We start from the raw sequence: 15,415 nt of genomic DNA, 5'->3' as shown, positions 1-15,415 counted from the left end.
CACGGCAGCATGGGTATCGCAAGCTCAACCCATCCTACGAAGAGCACCTCGGCGCAAGACAGTTGCTCCTACGACCGTGCTTCCCGGGAGCGTAGGGCATATAACCGTTCGCGGTTATACGCCAATTGTAGGAGCGGGCCCTGCCCGCGAATCGCGCGCAGGGCGCGCTCCTACAGGGGAATGGCGTAGACGGGGTTGCGTAGGAGCGGATCTTATCCGCGAATCGCGCCGGTCCGGTCCTGGTTTCAACCCAACCGGTTTTCCACCGCCCATACCGCCGCTTCCACCCGCGAGCGCATGCCCAGCTTGTGCAGCACGCGCTTGACGTGGACTTTCACCGTGCCTTCGGTGATGTCCAGCTTGCGGGCGATCATCTTGTTGCTGAAGCCCTGGGCCAGTTGGCGGAGGATCTGCCGTTCGCGGTCGGTCAGGTCTTCCAGGCGCTTGGGGTGTTCGTCGCCGCGCAGGGCCTGGGCCAGCACCTGGGTCAGTTGCGGGCTGACGCTGAGCTGGCCGGTGGCGGCCTGGCGGATGTGCTCCAGCAGGCGCTCGGGCTCCATGTCCTTGAGCAGGTAGCCGTCGGCGCCGGCGCGCAGCACGCTGATCACGTCGCCGCGGTCGTCGGACACGGTGAACACCACGATGCGCGCGTCCACCCCGTTCTCGCGCAGCGCGCGCAGGGTCTCCAGGCCGTTCATGCCCTTCATGTTGAGGTCCAGCAGGATCATGTCCGGGTCCAGTTCGGCGGCCAGGCGCAGGGCCTCTTCGCCGCTGCCGGCCTCGCCGACCACGCTGAGGTCGTCCTCGAACTCCAGCAGCTGGATCACCCCGCGGCGCATCATCGGGTGGTCGTCCACCAGCAGGATGCGGGCTCGATCGTCGGTGGGGCTGGCGGTCATGGGGCGGACTCCTCGCGCTGACGTTGGGACAGGGGGTGTGGCTGGAAGCTCAGGCTGACGCGGGTGCCGCGCGGCTCGCGTGGGGCGATATGGAAGTCGGCACCGAGGGTCTGGCTGCGTTCGCGCATGATACTAAGCCCATAGTGGCCGTTGCGGTTCTGCGTTGGGTCAAGGCCCACGCCATCGTCCTCGATGCTGACCAGCACCTGGCCGTCCTCGTCCTCGGCCAGTACCACCCGCGCGCAGTCGGCGTGGGCATGGCGGACCACGTTGGACAGCGCCTCGCGGACGATCTGCAGCAGGTGGATTTCGTCGTTGGGGTTGAGCGGGATGTGCGCCAGGCGGTTGTCCAGCTCGATGGTCAGTTCGCCGCGCTCGGCGAACTCGCGCACCGTGTCCTCCAGCGCCACCGCCAGGCTGGAGCGCTCCAGGCTCAGGCGGAAGGTGGTGAGCAGCTCGCGCAGCTGGCGGTAGGCGCTGTTGAGGCCCTCGCGCAGCTCGTCCAGTGTCTCGTCGATCTTCTGCGCCGGCGCTTCGCGCTTGAGCAGGGTGCCCAGGCGGCTGACCTGGATCTTCAGGTACGACAGCGACTGCGCCAGCGAGTCGTGCAGCTCGCGGGCGATGGTGCTGCGCTCGGCGAACAGCGCCAGGCGGCTTTCCTGCTCCTGCTGCAGGGTCAGGGCGAAGGTGCGGGCGATGTTGTCGCAGAAGGCCGCGATGCATTGCGCCTGCCAATCTTCCAGGCGCCCGCTGGCTTCCACGAACAGCTCGCCGAAACGGTGTTCGCCGCTGGCCAGGGGGAACATCAGCAGTGGTTGCAGGCCACCGCCCTCGCCACAGCTGTCGGCCCGGGTGCGGCAGGTGCCGCAGTCGCCCTGCAGGCAGAAGTCGGCGATGGCGCCGCTGGGGGTCAGCGAGTTGTAGGCGCGCTCGACGCCGTCCTTGTTCAGGCAGAGGGTCACCTTGCCAGCTTGCAGCACCTGCTCCAGCTGGCCCAGCAGCGGGCGCAGGCTGCGCTCGTCGTAGGGGTCCTGGCCGAGGCGGCGGGCGCTGGCGTAGAGCAGTTCCAGGCGCTGGTGGCTGTGGGAGAGGGCACGGGTCTTGTCCGCCACCCGCGCTTCCAGCTCGCCGTAGATGCCCTGCAGCTCCTCGGCCATCTGGTTGAAGCGCTCGCCCAGCTGGCTCAGCTCGTCCTCGCCGCTGTAGCTGACGCGCGCCTCCAACTGGCCGCGGCCCAGGCGGCGGGCGGTCTGCGTCAGCTCGCGCAGCGGGCCGACCACGTGGTAGCTGAGGTCGTAGAGGCTGACGAACACCACCAGCAGGCTGAGGAACAGGCACAGGCCCTGCACCGTGCTGAGCATCTGCGAGCGCTGCTCGGCGTTGCGCTGCAGGGTGCCGACGAAGGCGTCGATGTGCCCGACCAGGGTGTCGAGGGTGGCCAGGGCCGGGGTCTGGGCGACGTCCAGGCTGGCCAGTTCCAGGCGCAGCAGCTGGTGCTGGTGGCGCAGCGGGTCGTCGGCGTCGGCGCGTTGCAGCAGGCGCGCGATCTCGCTGCTTTCCAGGCGTTCGCCTAGGGTCCGGCGCAGCGCCTGGCGGCCTTCCGCCGAGGGTTCCAGGGCCAGGCGGTAGCTGAGCATGCGCAGCGAGCCGGCCTGGTTGATCACCGCCGCGTCCTGGTGCGAGTAGTCGGCGAACAGCAGGGCGCTGAACATGCCGGCCAGGGCCAGGGACACCAGCAGGGTGAGGTAGCAGCCGAAGCGTAGGACGATGGAGCGGCGCAGGGTCTGGCGGCTGGCGGGGGCCATACCTCCAAAGAACCGCTCGGCCGCATCAGGCTCCGAACGAGTGCCTGTATTCATTGAAAAAACCTTTTAAATCAAAGTGTTGTGCATGCATTTCGACGATACCCATTTGTAGGTAGCGGCGCACATCTGCCCATGAAACGGCCCCGGGCTCATTGATCGCGGTCAACGGACGCCGAATGGGCTCTGCCTAACGTGCGGCCAACGGCATCGACGAATGAGTGTTGGCCATGGCATCGCATCGACAGAAACAGTACTCCGTGCTCGGCATGAGCACACTGGCGTTCGCCGTGAATTTCGCGGTCTGGACGATGTTCTCGATCATCGGTATCCGCATCAAGGCGGAACTGGGCCTGTCCGAGGCGCAGTTCGGCCTGCTGGTGGCGCTGCCGATCCTCACCGGTTCGCTGGTGCGCCTGCCCCTGGGGTTGATCACCGACCGCTTCGGCGGGCGCATCGTGTTCTTCATCCACATGCTGCTGGTGGCCATCCCCATCTACGGCCTGGCCTTCGCCACGCAGTACTGGCAGTACCTGGTGCTGGGCCTGTTCGTCGGCCTGGCCGGCGGCTCCTTCGCGGTGGGCATCGCCTACACCTCGGCCTGGTTCGAGAAGGAGCGCCAGGGCACCGCCATGGGCATCTTCGGCGCCGGCAACGCGGGCGCAGCCATCACCAACCTGGTGGCGCCGCTGATCGTGGTCGCCTTCGGCTGGCGCATGGTGCCGCAGGTGTACTCGGTGGCCATGCTGGTGACCGCGGCGCTGTTCTGGTTCTGCACCTGGAACGACCCGGCCCACGCCAAGGGCGGCGAGGCCGACGCCAGCCGCGCCCGGCCGACCCTGGCCAAGCAGCTGGCGCCGCTGGCCGAGCTGCGGGTGTGGCGCTTCGGCCTGTACTACTTCTTCGTCTTCGGCGGCTTTGTCGCCCTGGCCCTGTGGCTGCCCAAGTACTACATCGCCGAGTACGGCCTGGACCTGAAGACCGCCTCCTTCATCACCATGCTGTTTACCCTGCCGTCGGGCCTGATCCGCGCCCTGGGCGGCTGGTTCAGCGACAGCTACGGTGCCCGCGCGGTGAACTGGGGCGTGTTCTGGGTGTGCCTGGTGTGCCTGTTCTTCCTGTCCTACCCGCAGACCACCATGACCATCCACGGCATCCAGGGCGACCTCAGCCTGGGCGTGGGCCTGAACGTCTGGCTGTTCACCTTCCTGGTGTTCGTGGTCGGCATCGCCCAGGGCTTCGGCAAGGCCAGCGTGTACCGCATCATCCACGACTACTACCCGCAGAACATGGGCACCGTCGGCGGCATGGTCGGCGTCATCGGCGGCCTCGGCGGCTTCTGCCTGCCCATCCTGTTCGGCTACGCCGCTGACCACATCGGCGTGCGTTCCTCCTGCTTCATGCTGCTGTTCGGCCTGACCATCGTCTGCATGGTCTGGATGCACTACGCGATCAAGCAGCAGCGCCGCCTCGACGGCCGGGCCCAGACGGCCGACGTCGACCTTTCCCCTCTGACTTCCAGCCAATCCTGACGGAGTGCCGACATGGGCATGATCGCCAATTCCCAACTCAAAGCCGCGCGGGGGCCCCTGCTGGTCGACTGGCGCCCCGAGGACTCGCAGTTCTGGGCGCAGTCCGGCAAGCGCATCGCCACGCGCAACCTGTGGATTTCCATCCCGGCGCTGCTGCTGGCCTTCTCCGTGTGGATGATCTGGAGCACCGTCACCGTGCGCCTGAACGCCGTGGGCTTCGCCTTCAGCAACGACCAGCTGTTCATGCTGGCCGCGCTGCCGTCGATCTCCGGCGCCACCCTGCGGGTGTTCTACTCCTTCATGGTGCCGGTGTTCGGCGGCCGCCGCTGGACCGCGCTGTCCACCGCCTCGCTGCTGATCCCGTGCATCTGGCTGGGCTTCGCCGTGCAGGATCCGCAGACGCCCTACTGGGTGTTCGCCACCATCGCCCTGCTGTGCGGCTTCGGCGGCGGCAACTTCGCCTCCAGCATGTCCAACATCAGCTTCTTCTATCCCAAGAGCCAGCAGGGCACGGCCCTGGGCCTGAACGCCGGGCTGGGCAACCTGGGCGTCTCGGTGATGCAGTTCGCCGTGCCCCTGGCGGTGGCCGGCGGCCTGTTCGGCAGCTTCGGCGGCGAGCCGCAGCAGCTTTCCGACGGCGGCCGCCTGTGGCTGCAGAACGCCGGCTGGATCTGGGTGCCGTTCATCGCCGTGGTGGCCGTCGCCGCCTGGTTCGGGATGAACGACATCGCCGACGCCAAGGCCTCGTTCAGCGAGCAGTCGGTGATCTTCAAGCGCAAGCACAACTGGCTGATGTGCTGGCTGTACGTGGCCACCTTCGGCAGCTTCATCGGCTTCTCGGCCGGCTTCGCCATGCTCAGCAAGACGCAGTTCCCGGACATCAACCCGCTGCAGTACGCCTTCCTTGGCCCGCTGGTGGGCGCCCTGAGCCGACCCCTGGGCGGCTGGCTGGCGGACAAGTTCGGCGGCGCGCGCATCACCCTGTGGAACTACGCGGCGATGATCGCCGGGGTGTTCGCGGTGATCGCCTTCCTCCCCGGCGACGGTGGCGCGGGCAGCTTCTTCGGCTTCCTCGGCGCCTTCATCGGCCTGTTCTTCTTCGCCGGCATCGGCAACGGCTCCACCTTCCGCATGATCCCGGTGATCTTCCGCAACGAGTGGGCCGCGCGCTTCAAGCGCGGCGGCTACAGCGAGGCCGAGGCGGCCCGGAACGCCAGCATGGAGTCGGCCGCGGTGATCGGCTTCTCCGCCGCCATCGGCGCCTTCGGCGGCTTCTTCATCCCCAAGGCCTTCGGCACTTCGCTGCACATGACCGGCAGCGCCGAGGGCGCCCTCTACGTGTTCGTCGCCTACTACCTCAGCTGCATAGTCGCGACCTGGTGGTGGTATGCGCGCAAGGGTGCGGAAAGCCCCTGCTGAGCCCCGTTTCGCGAGCCTGATTAGCGTTTGAACGCCCGGCGTAGACCGGGTGAGGAGATACAGATGAGTTACCTGCTCGACCGCCTGCAGTTCTTCAAGAAGAAACAGGGCGAATTCGCCGACGGCCATGGCGAGGTCTCCAACGAGAGCCGCGCCTGGGAGAACGGCTACCGCCAGCGCTGGCAGCACGACAAGATCGTGCGCTCCACCCACGGGGTGAACTGCACCGGTTCCTGCTCCTGGAAGATCTACGTGAAGAACGGCCTGATCACCTGGGAAACCCAGCAGACCGACTACCCGCGCACCCGCCCGGACCTGCCCAACCACGAGCCGCGCGGTTGCCCGCGCGGGGCCAGCTACTCCTGGTACATCTATAGCGCCAACCGCCTGAAGTACCCCAAGGTGCGCAAGCCGCTGCTCAAGCTGTGGCGCGAGGCGCGCGCCGCGCACAAGGACGCGGTGGACGCCTGGGCGAGCATCGTCGAGGACGCCGCCAAGGCGAAAAGCTACAAGAGCGAGCGCGGCCTGGGCGGCTTCGTGCGCTCCAGCTGGGACGAGGTCACCGAGATCATCGCCGCGGCCAACGTCTACACCGTGAAGACCTACGGCCCCGACCGCGTCATCGGCTTCTCGCCGATCCCGGCCATGTCCATGGTCAGCTACGCCGCCGGCGCCCGCTACCTGTCGCTGATCGGCGGGGTGTGCCTGAGCTTCTACGACTGGTACTGCGACCTGCCGCCGGCCAGCCCGCAGATCTGGGGCGAGCAGACCGACGTGCCGGAGTCGGCCGACTGGTACAACTCCAGCTACATCATCGCCTGGGGCTCCAACGTGCCGCAGACGCGGACCCCCGACGCGCACTTCTTCACCGAGGTGCGCTACAAGGGCACCAAGACCGTGTCCGTGACCCCGGACTACTCCGAGGTGGCCAAGCTCACCGACCTCTGGCTGAACCCCAAGCAGGGCACCGACGCCGCGCTGGGCATGGCCTTCGGCCACGTCATCCTCAAGGAATTCCACCTCGACAAGCCACGCGCCTACTTCGTCGACTACTGCCGGCAGTACACCGACATGCCCATGCTGGTGCTGCTGGAGCCGCATGGCGAGGGCGCCTTCAAGCCGACCCGCTACCTGCGCGCCGCCGACCTCGACGGCCAGCTGGGCCAGGACAACAACCCCGAGTGGAAGACCATCGCCTTCGATGAAACCAGCGGCGAGCTGGTCTCGCCCACCGGCGCCATCGGCTACCGCTGGGGCGAGTCGGGCAAGTGGAACATCGAGGAGAAGGAAGGCGGCCAGGGCCGCGAGACGCGCCTGAGCCTGAGCCTGATCGATGGCCCGGAACACGCCTGCGAGGTGGGCTTCCCGTACTTCGCCGGCCAGCTGCACCCGCACTTCAAGGGCGTGGACAACGACGAGGTGCTGCTGCGCCGCGTGCCCTTCCGCGACATCCAGGGCGCCGACGGCAAGATCCTGCGCGTGGCCACCGTCTACGACCTGCAGATGGCCAACTACAGCGTCGACCGCGGCCTGGGCGGCGCCAACGTGGCCCGCGGCTTCGACGACGCCGACACCCCCTACACCCCGGCCTGGCAGGAGCGCATCACCGGCGTGCCGGCGGCCCGCGCCATCCAGGTGGCCCGCGAGTTCGCCGACAGCGCCGACAAGACCCACGGCAAGGCCATGGTCATCATCGGCGCGGCGATGAACCACTGGTACCACATGGACATGAACTACCGCGCGGTCATCAACATGCTGATGATGTGCGGCTGCATCGGCCAGAGCGGCGGTGGCTGGGCCCACTACGTCGGCCAGGAGAAGCTGCGCCCGCAGACCGGCTGGGTACCGCTGGCCTTCGGCACCGACTGGAGCCGCCCGCCGCGGCAGATGAACGGCACCAGCTTCTTCTACCTGCACAGCTCGCAGTGGCGCCATGAAAAGCTGTCGATGCACGAAGTGCTCTCGCCCCTGGCCGACAGCAAGCAGTTCCCCGAGCACGCGGTGGACTACAACATCCGCGCCGAGCGCATGGGCTGGCTGCCCTCCGCGCCGCAGCTGGACCGCAACCCGCTGCGCATCGCCGCCGACGCCGAGCGCGCCGGGCTGCCGGTGCAGGACTACGTGGTGCGCGAGCTCAAGGCCGGCAACCTGCGCTTCGCCAGCGAGAAGCCGGACGACGCGCAGAACTTCCCGCGCAACATGTTCATCTGGCGTTCCAATCTGCTGGGCAGCTCGGGCAAGGGCCACGAGTACATGCTCAAGTACCTGCTGGGCGCCAAGAACGGCGTGATGAACGAGGACCTCGGCAAGGCCGGCGGCCCGCGTCCCACCGAGGTGGACTGGGTCGAACAGGGCGCCGAGGGCAAGGTCGACCTGGTCACCACCCTGGACTTCCGCATGTCCTCCACCTGCATGTACTCGGACATCGTCCTGCCGACGGCCACCTGGTACGAGAAGGACGACCTCAACACCTCCGACATGCACCCCTTCATCCACCCGCTGTCGGCCGCCATCGACCCGGCCTGGGAGGCCAAGAGCGACTGGGAGATCTACAAGGCCATCGCGAAGAAGTTCTCCGAGGTCGCCGTCGGCCACCTGGGCGTGGAGCAGGACCTGGTCACCGTGCCGCTGCTGCACGACACCGCCAACGAACTGGCCCAGCCCTTCGGCGGCAGTGACTGGAAGAAAGGCGAGTGCGAAGCGCTGCCGGGCAAAACCATGCCCACCCTGCATGTGGTCGAGCGCGACTACCCGAACACCTACAAGAAGTTCACCTCCCTCGGCCCGCTGCTGGACAAGCTGGGCAACGGCGGCAAGGGCATCGGCTGGAACACCGAGAAGGAAGTGAAACTGGTGGGCGATCTCAACCACCGCGTGCTGGAGCCGGGCGTCAGCCAGGGCCGGCCGCGCATCGAGAGCGCCATCGACGCCGCTGAGGTGATCCTCGCCCTGGCCCCGGAAACCAACGGCCAGGTGGCGGTCAAGGCGTGGAACGCGCTGGCCAAGATCACCGGCCGCGAGCACGAGCACCTGGCGCTGCCCAAGGAAGAGGAGAAGATCCGCTTCCGCGACATCCAGGCGCAGCCGCGCAAGATCATCTCCAGCCCCACCTGGTCGGGCCTGGAAGACGAGCACGTGAGCTACAACGCCTGCTACACCAACGTCCACGAACTGATCCCGTGGCGCACCATCACCGGCCGCCAGCAGTTCTACCAGGACCACCCGTGGATGCAGGCCTTCGGCGAAGGCTTCGTCAGCTACCGGCCGCCGGTCAACACCCGCAGCACCGACAAGCTGTTCAACAAGAAGCCCAACGGCAACCCGGAGATCACCCTGAACTGGATCACCCCGCACCAGAAATGGGGCATCCACTCCACCTACAGCGACAACCTGCTGATGCTCACCCTGTCCCGCGGCGGGCCGATCATCTGGCTCAGCGAGCATGACGCCAAGCGCGCCGGCATCGAGGACAACGACTGGGTCGAAGTCTTCAACGCCAACGGCGCCGCCACCTGCCGCGCGGTGGTCAGCCAGCGGGTGAAGGACGGCATGGTGCTGATGTACCACGCCCAGGAACGCATCGTGAACGTGCCCGGCAGCGAGACCACCAAGACCCGCGGCGGCCACCACAACTCGGTGACCCGCGTGGTGCTCAAGCCCACCCACATGATCGGCGGCTACGCCCAGCAGGCCTGGGGCTTCAACTACTACGGCACCGTGGGCTGCAACCGCGACGAGTTCGTGGTGGTGCGCAAGATGAACAAGGTCGACTGGCTCGACGAGCCGGAACATGGCGGCCTGGGCGGCGACGCCCTGCCGCAGCCGCTGCCCCGGGACATTTGAGGAGAGACGCCATGAAAATTCGTTCGCAAGTCGGCATGGTGCTGAACCTCGACAAATGCATCGGCTGCCACACCTGCTCCATCACCTGCAAGAACGTCTGGACCAGCCGCGAAGGCATGGAATACGCCTGGTTCAACAACGTCGAGACCAAGCCCGGCATCGGCTACCCGAAGGAGTGGGAGAACCAGCAGAAGTGGAAGGGCGGCTGGGTGCGCAACGCCGACGGCTCCATCGTCCCGCGCATCGGCGGCAAGTTCCGGGTGCTGGCGAACATCTTCGCCAACCCCGACCTGCCGGAGATCGACGACTACTACGAACCCTTCGACTTCGACTACCAGCACCTGCATACCGCGCCCAAGGCGCAGCACCAGCCGGTGGCGCGGCCGCGCTCGCTGATCAGCGGGCAGCGCATGCAGAAGATCGAATGGGGCCCGAACTGGGAGGAAATCCTCGGCACCGAGTTCGCCAAGCGGCGCAAGGACAAGAACTTCGACCAGGTCCAGGCGGACATCTACGGTGAGTACGAGAACACCTTCATGATGTACCTGCCGCGCCTGTGCGAGCACTGCCTGAACCCGGCGTGCGTGGCGTCCTGCCCGAGCGGGGCGATCTACAAGCGCGAGGAGGACGGCATCGTCCTCATCGACCAGGACAAGTGCCGCGGCTGGCGCATGTGCATCAGCGGCTGCCCGTACAAGAAGATCTACTTCAACTGGAAGAGCGGCAAGTCCGAGAAGTGCATCTTCTGCTACCCGCGCATCGAGGCCGGCCAGCCCACCGTGTGCTCGGAAACCTGCGTGGGGCGCATCCGCTACCTGGGCGTGCTGCTCTACGACGCCGACCGCATCCATGAAGTGGCCAGCTGCGCCGACGAGCGCGAGCTGTACCAGAAGCAGCTGGAAATCTTCCTCGACCCGTTCGACCCGAAAGTGATCGAGCAGGCGCGCAAGGACGGCGTGCCGGACAGCGTCATCGAGTCGGCGCAGAAGTCGCCGGTGTACAAGCTGGCCATGGACTGGCAGCTGGCCCTGCCGCTGCACCCGGAATACCGCACGCTGCCGATGGTCTGGTACGTGCCGCCGCTGTCGCCGATCCAGAACGCCGCCGCCGAGGGCCACATCGGCAGCGACGGGGTGATCCCGGACGTCGAATCGCTGCGCATCCCCGTGCAGTACCTGGCCAACCTGCTCACCGCCGGCGATACCGCGCCGGTGCTGCGCGCCCTCAAGCGCCTGCTGGCGATGCGCGCCTACAAGCGCGCCGAGCAGGTGGAAGGCAAGCAGGACCTGGACGTGCTGGCCAAGGTAGGGCTGTCGGTGCAACAGGTGGAAGAGATGTACCGCTACCTGGCCATCGCCAACTACGAGGACCGCTTCGTCATCCCCACCGCGCACCGCGAGGAGGCGCTTTCCGACGCCTTCGCCGAGCGCTCGGGCTGCGGCTTCAGCTTCGGCAGCGGCTGCTCGGGCAACTCCGGCGTGAACCTGTTCGGCGGCAAGCCGGTGGACCGCCGCAACGTCATCCAGACCGTGCAGATCCAGGAGTGAAGGCCATGACTATCTCCCCGGAAAGCCACAGCCAACTGCTCAAGCTCTGCGCGCTGCTGCTGGACTACCCGCGCCCGGAAGTGCGCGAGGAAAGCCTGGCGCTGCACGCGCTGATCCGCACCAGCGACCTGCCCGAAGCGCAGCGCGACGGCCTCGCCGCGCTGCTCAACGAACTCTGCCAGGGCGACCTGCTGGACGTGCAGGCGCGCTACGACGGCCTGTTCGAACGTGGCCGCTCGGTCTCGCTGCTGCTCTTCGAGCACGTCCACGGCGAGAGCCGCGACCGCGGCCAGGCCATGGTCGACCTGCTGCACCGCTACAACGCCGCGGGCCTGGCCATCCACGTCAACGAGCTGCCGGACTACCTGCCGCTGTACCTGGAGTTCCTCGCCCTGCAGGACGCCGAGGGCGCGCGCGTCGGCCTGGCCGAGGTGGCGCACATCCTCGCCCTGCTGGCGACGCGCCTGGACGAGCGCGGTAGCGCCTACGCGGCGGTGTTCCACGGCCTGCTGGAACTCTCCGGCGAGCGCCCGGACCTGGCCGGGCTGCACCGCGACTGCGAGCAGGAGGCTCGCGACGACAGCCTGGAGGCGCTGGACAAGGCCTGGGAGGAAACCCAGGTGAGCTTCGGCGAACCCGCCGCCGGCTGCCCGTCGAACCCGCGGCAGCCCTCCAGCGCCCTCGAACAACCCCTGCAATGGGTCGCCCAGCCGGTGCCGCCGCGCCGGGTGGCCAGCCAAGGAGCCTGATCATGTCGTTCAATACCCTGCTGTTCGGGGTCTACCCCTACGTCGCCCTGTTCATCTGCCTGGTGGGCAGCTGGGCGCGCTTCGACCTGTCGCAATACACCTGGAAGGCCGGCTCCAGCCAGATGCTGAGCAAGAAAGGCATGCGCGTGTACAGCAACCTGTTCCACGTGGGCGTGCTGTTCATCCTCGCCGGCCACTTCGTCGGCCTGCTGACCCCCCACGCGGTCTACGAGCACCTGATCAGCACCGAGCACAAGCAACTGCTGGCCATGGTCTCCGGCGGCTTCTTCGGCGTGCTCTGCTTCATCGGCCTGACCGGGCTGATCCTGCGCCGCCTGACCGACGCCCGGGTGCGCGCCACCGGCAACGCCTCGGACCTGATGATACTGCTGGTGCTCTACGCCCAGCTGATCCTCGGCCTGTCCACCATCGTCGCCTCCACCCACCACCTGGATGGCTCGGTGATGGTCATGCTGGCCGACTGGGCGCAGTCGGTGGTCACCCTGCAGCCGCTGGCCGCGGCCGAGGCCATCGCCCCGGTGTCGCTGGTCTACAAGCTGCACGTGATGCTCGGCCTGACGCTGTTCGTGCTCTTCCCCTTTACCCGCCTGGTGCACATCGTCAGTGCCCCGGTGTGGTACCTGGGCCGCCGCTACCAGGTGGTCCGCCAGAAGAGCCGCGCGGCCTGATCCATCGCGCCAACCCCCTGGGCGGATAACCGTTCGCGGTTATCCGCCACCCGAAGGTGAACCCCATGAGTTGCTCCCACTACGAAAACCGCGTCGAACACGTCGAGCTGCCGAAGCTGGCGGTCAACGGCATCGCCATCGACGCCGACGAACTGGCCCGCGAACTCCAGTACCACCCGGCCACCAGCCACGCCGAGGCGCTGCACGCCGCCTGCCGCGCGCTGGTGGTGCGCCAGCTGCTGTTGCAGCGCGCCGACGCGCTGGGCATCAGCGCCGAGGCGGAGGAGGGCGAGGCGCCCGAGGAAGCCCGCATCCGTGCCCTGGTCGACCGTGACGTAGGGACACCCGAGGCTGACGAAGCCAGCTGCCGGCAATGGTATGAAGCCAACCCCGGCCGCCTGACCAGCCCCTGGCGCATGAGCCTGCGGCACATCCTGCTGGCCTGCGCCCCGGACGACCTGGAAGGCCGCGCCAAGGCCCGCGAACAGGCCCTGGCCCTGCTGGAAGAGCTGCGCCAACACCCCGAGCGCTTCACCGAAAAGGCCATGCGCTTCTCCGCCTGCCCGTCGAAGGACGAAGGCGGCGACCTGGGCTGGATCGAGCCGGGCCAGACCGTGCCCGAATTCGAGAAACGTCTGCTGCGGGAAACCCCCGGCCTGCTGGCCCAGCCCCTGGAAAGCCGCTACGGCCTGCACGTGGTCGAACTGCTGGCGCGCGAAGGCGGCGAACCGTTGCCCTTCGCCGAAGCCCGCCCGCGCATCGCCGCCTACCTGCGCGCCCAGGTGCTGCAGCGCGCGGTCAGCCAGTACATCGCCGTGCTGGCCGGCGAGGCGCACATCGAAGGCTTCGCCTTCGACGCCGCGGACTCGCCGCTGGTGCAGTGAGGCGGCGGAGTTTATCGCTGCACTGGACAGCCCCCTCTCCCTTCAGGGAGAGGGTTGGGGAGAGGGCCGGATCGTCCGCCTTCGCCAACGCATCAACCGGAGCACCCACATGTCCGACTGGATCGACGGCCAGGGCCGCAAGATCGACTACCTGCGCCTGTCGGTGACCGACCGCTGCGACTTCCGCTGCGTCTACTGCATGGCTGAGAACATGCGCTTCCTGCCACGCCAGCAGGTGCTGACCCTGGAAGAGATCGAGCGCGTCGCCCGGCTGTTCGTCGAACGCGGCGTGCGCAAGCTGCGCCTCACCGGCGGCGAGCCGCTGGTGCGCCCCGGCATCGTCGGCCTGTGCGAACGCCTGGCCGCGCTGCCCGGCCTGCGCGAACTGTGCATGACCAGCAACGGCTCGCAACTCGTCCGCCTGGCCGGCGACCTCCGCGCCGCGGGCCTGACGCGCCTGAACATCAGCCTCGACACCCTGGACCCGCAGCGCTTCCAGGCCATCACCCGCACCGGCCGCCTCGACCAGGTGCTGCGCGGCATAGACGCGGCGCGGGAGGTGGGCTTCAGCGGCATCAAGCTCAACTGCGTGGTGATGAAGGGGCGCAACGCCGACGAAGTGCCGGCGCTGGTGGACTACGCCATCGCCAACGAACTGGACATCAGCTTCATCGAGGAAATGCCCCTGGGCCAGGTCGGCCGCGACCGCGAGGAGAGCTTCTGCTCCAGCGACGAAGTGCGCGCGCTGATCGCCGAGCGCTTCGAACTGCTGGACAGCGCCGAACACAGCGGCGGCCCGGCGCGCTACGTGCGCTTGGCGCAACACCCGCGCACGCGCATCGGCTTCATCTCGCCGCACTCGCACAACTTCTGCGCCACCTGCAACCGCCTGCGCCTCACCGCCGAAGGCCGCCTGCTGCTGTGCCTGGGCCACGAGCACTCCGTGGACCTGCGCGGCCTGCTGCGCCGCTACCCGCTGGACGACGGCCCGATCCTCGATGCCCTCCACGCCGCCCTGCAACGCAAGCCCGCCCGCCACGAATTCAGCACCGGTGGCGATGTACAGGTGCTGCGCTTCATGAACCTCAGCGGCGGCTGAGCCAAAGTAAAGAACGACCCTCGTAGGATGGGTTGAGCGAAGCGATACCCATCACCCCGGCCCGATGGGTATCGCAAGCTCAACCCATCCTACGGTCGCGCTTTCCCGTCCCCAAAGAAAAGGCCCCGGCGAAATGAGCGGTTCGCTGGGGCCTGGGCGCATGTCTGCGCTGGATAACCGTGGTTGGAAAGGCAGATCATCTCGTCTGGCGGTCCCTCCATATGGCTGTCGTTGCAAGTCAGACTAGGCCAGCGCCGGGGCACTGACATCCCTCGTAGGGGGTAGTCCGCCCGGGGCGAAAGAGAGTGCGGCGACGTTATCCGCCGCCTGGCGTTCAGCGCGGGTTGCTGGAGGAGCCGCCGCCGAACAGGCCGCCGAAGATGCTGTTGACCAGGCCGAACAGGCCACCGACGATCGGCAGGTTCTGCAGCACGTTGAACACGCCGCCCAGCAGGCCGCCGGACTGCGAGCCGGAAGTGCCGAACAGGTCGCCCAGCATGCCGAAGAGGAAGCCGCCGGCTACCTGGTCGATTTCGTTTTCGTTGAGTACTTTCGGATCGTTCATGGCTGTCTCTCGCAAGCAGGAAAGGGATCGGCCCGGGATGGGCCGACCCGCATTCTCCCGGCCACCGCGCAGGCGGGCCATTCGGGATGGGCGCGCCGGACGGTGGGAAACGTCCGGTGTGCGCGGACATGGTCACGCGGAAGGGGCTGTTTTCGCGTGCTCGCGTACGGTGCTTGCCGGCGGCTGTGTGTGCCAGGCAGGCTCCGCTCCCTCACCCCAGCCCTCTCCCAAAGGGAGAGGGGGCCGCTCGGCGTGGGTGAGAAGTTCGGCGTCAACCTGTAGGAGCGGGCCCTGCCCGCGAATCGCGCGCAGGGCGCGCTCCTACAATGGGGAGGGGGTACGGAGGGGGCGGGCTGGCTCCGTTCCCTCACCCCAGCCCTCTCCCAA

At 67.6% G+C, this 15,415-nt stretch carries 11 protein-coding genes; 8 read left to right on the top strand and 3 right to left on the bottom strand.

The genetic code is table 11. The annotated features are described in order from the left end of the window. Positions 1–245 precede the first annotated feature (245 nt). Both narL and RN02_RS05320 read right to left on the bottom strand, forming a co-directional pair. Positions 246–899, bottom strand: coding sequence for a two-component system response regulator NarL (gene narL / locus RN02_RS05325; protein ID WP_009616101.1), 654 nt, complete (start codon positions 897–899; stop codon positions 246–248). Then, positions 896–2,758 (bottom strand): histidine kinase, encoded by a 1,863-nt coding sequence (locus tag RN02_RS05320; protein WP_043273092.1) that lies wholly within the window; start codon positions 2,756–2,758, stop codon positions 896–898. The genes narL and RN02_RS05320 overlap by 4 nt, the downstream gene beginning before the upstream one ends. Positions 2,759–2,931: 173 nt before the next feature. Between RN02_RS05320 and RN02_RS05315 the strand changes: the two genes are divergently transcribed. The 8 genes from RN02_RS05315 (at position 2,932) to moaA (ending at position 14,463) form a co-directional block, all read left to right on the top strand. Beyond that, on the top strand, positions 2,932–4,233 hold the full coding sequence (locus RN02_RS05315; protein ID WP_009616103.1) for a nitrate/nitrite transporter: 1,302 nt from the start codon (positions 2,932–2,934) through the stop codon (positions 4,231–4,233). Positions 4,234–4,245: 12 nt separating this feature from the next. Further along, positions 4,246–5,652, top strand: coding sequence for a NarK family nitrate/nitrite MFS transporter (locus RN02_RS05310; RefSeq protein ID WP_051879269.1), 1,407 nt, complete (start codon positions 4,246–4,248; stop codon positions 5,650–5,652). 63 nt (positions 5,653–5,715) lie between these two features. Continuing rightward, positions 5,716–9,495 carry a nitrate reductase subunit alpha gene (locus tag RN02_RS05305; RefSeq protein WP_043313469.1) on the top strand — a complete coding sequence of 1,260 codons (3,780 nt, stop codon included), beginning with the start codon at positions 5,716–5,718 and terminating at the stop codon, positions 9,493–9,495. Between the two features lie 11 nt (positions 9,496–9,506). Next, the gene (gene narH / locus RN02_RS05300; RefSeq protein ID WP_043273090.1) at positions 9,507–11,042 is read left to right on the top strand and encodes a nitrate reductase subunit beta; all 1,536 of its coding nucleotides are present in this window, start codon (positions 9,507–9,509) and stop codon (positions 11,040–11,042) included. A gap of 5 nt (positions 11,043–11,047) precedes the next feature. After that, complete coding sequence (narJ, locus tag RN02_RS05295; protein ID WP_043313468.1) at positions 11,048–11,791, top strand: nitrate reductase molybdenum cofactor assembly chaperone; 744 nt, start codon at positions 11,048–11,050, stop codon at positions 11,789–11,791. A gap of 2 nt (positions 11,792–11,793) precedes the next feature. After that, complete coding sequence (gene narI / locus RN02_RS05290) at positions 11,794–12,480, top strand: respiratory nitrate reductase subunit gamma (RefSeq protein WP_009616108.1); 687 nt, start codon at positions 11,794–11,796, stop codon at positions 12,478–12,480. 65 nt (positions 12,481–12,545) lie between these two features. Then, positions 12,546–13,364 (top strand): peptidylprolyl isomerase, encoded by an 819-nt coding sequence (locus tag RN02_RS05285; RefSeq protein ID WP_043273088.1) that lies wholly within the window; start codon positions 12,546–12,548, stop codon positions 13,362–13,364. 109 nt (positions 13,365–13,473) lie between these two features. After that, positions 13,474–14,463 (top strand): GTP 3',8-cyclase MoaA, encoded by a 990-nt coding sequence (gene moaA, locus RN02_RS05280; protein ID WP_009616110.1) that lies wholly within the window; start codon positions 13,474–13,476, stop codon positions 14,461–14,463. Between the two features lie 334 nt (positions 14,464–14,797). Here the strand turns inward: moaA and RN02_RS05275 are convergent, their stop codons facing one another. Further along, complete coding sequence (locus tag RN02_RS05275; RefSeq protein ID WP_043313466.1) at positions 14,798–15,028, bottom strand: hypothetical protein; 231 nt, start codon at positions 15,026–15,028, stop codon at positions 14,798–14,800. Positions 15,029–15,415: the final 387 nt, after the last annotated feature.

This window comes from Pseudomonas sp. PI1, from assembly GCF_000812405.1.
GTDB lineage: Bacteria > Pseudomonadota > Gammaproteobacteria > Pseudomonadales > Pseudomonadaceae > Pseudomonas > Pseudomonas citronellolis.
Note: the sequence above shows the minus strand (reverse complement) of the source record. Positions and strands in the feature narration are given on the sequence as shown.

Coding starts and splice junctions, on each gene's coding strand:
- narL (WP_009616101.1), bottom strand. CDS start 899: ATGACCGCCAGCCCCACCGACGATCGAGCCCGCATCCTGCTGGTGGAC.
- RN02_RS05320 (WP_043273092.1), bottom strand. CDS start 2,758: ATGAATACAGGCACTCGTTCGGAGCCTGATGCGGCCGAGCGGTTCTTT.
- RN02_RS05315 (WP_009616103.1), top strand. CDS start 2,932: ATGGCATCGCATCGACAGAAACAGTACTCCGTGCTCGGCATGAGCACA.
- RN02_RS05310 (WP_051879269.1), top strand. CDS start 4,246: ATGGGCATGATCGCCAATTCCCAACTCAAAGCCGCGCGGGGGCCCCTG.
- RN02_RS05305 (WP_043313469.1), top strand. CDS start 5,716: ATGAGTTACCTGCTCGACCGCCTGCAGTTCTTCAAGAAGAAACAGGGC.
- narH (WP_043273090.1), top strand. CDS start 9,507: ATGAAAATTCGTTCGCAAGTCGGCATGGTGCTGAACCTCGACAAATGC.
- narJ (WP_043313468.1), top strand. CDS start 11,048: ATGACTATCTCCCCGGAAAGCCACAGCCAACTGCTCAAGCTCTGCGCG.
- narI (WP_009616108.1), top strand. CDS start 11,794: ATGTCGTTCAATACCCTGCTGTTCGGGGTCTACCCCTACGTCGCCCTG.
- RN02_RS05285 (WP_043273088.1), top strand. CDS start 12,546: ATGAGTTGCTCCCACTACGAAAACCGCGTCGAACACGTCGAGCTGCCG.
- moaA (WP_009616110.1), top strand. CDS start 13,474: ATGTCCGACTGGATCGACGGCCAGGGCCGCAAGATCGACTACCTGCGC.
- RN02_RS05275 (WP_043313466.1), bottom strand. CDS start 15,028: ATGAACGATCCGAAAGTACTCAACGAAAACGAAATCGACCAGGTAGCC.